The organism is Kitasatospora sp. NPDC059571, assembly GCF_042735675.1.
Lineage (GTDB): Bacteria > Actinomycetota > Actinomycetes > Streptomycetales > Streptomycetaceae > Kitasatospora.
On sequence record NZ_JBHWBW010000560.1, the window covers coordinates 1 to 1746 of the forward strand.

1 protein-coding gene is annotated in these 1746 nt (G+C 70.4%); it reads right to left on the reverse strand.

What is annotated here, in order from left to right; all coding sequences use genetic code 11:
- Positions 1 to 181: 181 nt before the first annotated feature.
- Positions 182 to 1522: a type VII secretion-associated serine protease mycosin gene (gene mycP / locus ACFV0G_RS35480; RefSeq protein WP_380556835.1), complete on the reverse strand. Its 1341-nt coding sequence runs from the start codon at positions 1520 to 1522 to the stop codon at positions 182 to 184.
- Positions 1523 to 1746: the final 224 nt, after the last annotated feature.

The following is a 1746-nucleotide window of genomic DNA, read 5'->3' on the forward strand; positions in this document are numbered from 1 at the left end:
ACCGGCGTGGTGGTGCTCATCCCCGCCCAGCTGATCACCCAACCGGCGCCCGCCCACGCGCCGGCCCCCGCCGCGGGGCGCGCCGCCCCCCCCCGCCGCCGTCCCCACCCCCAGCCCCCCCAACCCCCGGCGGGGGGCCCCCCCCTGGGGGGGGGCCCCCCCGTCCTCGTGTACCGCCCGCCTAGCGGGCGTACGGGTTGTTGTTACCGCCCGCGGGCGGCGTCCCCTGCGGCGGAGGGAACCCGCCCGGCGCCGGGGGCTGCTGACCGTACGGTGCCTGAGGCGGCTGCTGGCCGGGGAACCCGCCCTGGTACGGCTGCTGCTGGTACGCAGGCTGCTGCTGCCCGGGGAACCCGCCCGGCATCGGCGCCGCCGGCGGCGGAGTCGTCCGGTTCCGGCGGGACACCAGGACGATCACCACGACCAGGACCAGGAGCAGCAGCACGACGCCACCGATGATCATCGCAGGCGAGATCCCGGACGAGGACGAACTCGCCGCCGGCGCCGACGACTGGGTGCCGCCCGCCGGGGCGGACGCCGCCTGGCTCGGCGCACTGCCGCCCGGCGTGGTCGCGGCGCCGGACGGCGCGGACGCCTGCTTGAGCGGGAAGACATCGGCCGGCCCCGGGTCACCGGGAGTCGTAAGCGCGATCCGCGGACGGACGGCGCCATAGCCGATGTAGTCACTGCGCTGCTGCGGGCTGCTGGCGGTGTTGATCAGAACTCGGAGCACCTGATTGTTGGTCCAGTCCGGGTGGGCCGACCAAACGAGCGCAGCGGATGCGGACGCCAGAGCAGTGGCCTCCGACGTCCCGTGGTTCTTGCAGTATCCGGACGAGGCTGTGCACGCGGTGTAGATGTCAGCCCCGGGAGCTGTCAGGGCAACCTGAGGACCATGCTCCGACTCCGCTGTCGACTTACCTTCCTTGTCGGCAGCCGCCACACCTACAACGCCCGGCATGGCCGCGGGATACTCCGCCACGTTGTTGCTGTCACCACTGTTACCCACCGCCGCAAAGACCAGGCTTCCCCGAGACAATGCGTGGTCGACTGCCGACTTCAGTTTCGCGAGATCAGCTGCGGTGAGATAGCCAGCTGCAATGCCCTGAGACACGCTGATGACCTTCGCGCCGTGGTCCGCGCCATAGGAGATGCCGTTGGCGAGCTCCTCCATGGCCGAAGCGGCCGTGCCATCCGTCCCGCCCATCTTGCTGTTGACCTTGATCGGAAGAATCTTTGCACCGGGAGCGAGACCGTAGGCACCCTTCCCGTTGAGTCCCTTGCCGGTACCTGCGATATCCGTGGCCATCGACGTGCCGTGTCCGATCGGGTCCACAAACACCCCGCCAGGCAGACCGCTAAGGTCGGTGCCCGGCAGCAATTGCCCCTCGAGATCCGGGGCATCGGCCTTGAAACCGGTATCGACGACCGCAACGGTGACTCCCGTGCCGGTCGTCGACTTCCAGATGTCAGGGGCGTGCATCGCATCCAAGTGCCACTGCTGCTCGCGGATGGAATCCACTCCGAAGGCCGGTCCTGTTGAGATCCCCACCACGGCAGCAGCTGCCAGCAACGCGGCGAACCGCCGCCCCCGCACTCCCGCGCCCGTTCGCCGCATCACACTCTCCCTCACCTTGCAGCTCGTCTACTACACAGACGTGGCCCGCCCCCGGGGGGGGCCCCCCCCCGCCGGCCCCCGTCCAGCGTACAACGCCAAAAACCCACCGGTGTCCACACCCGGACCGG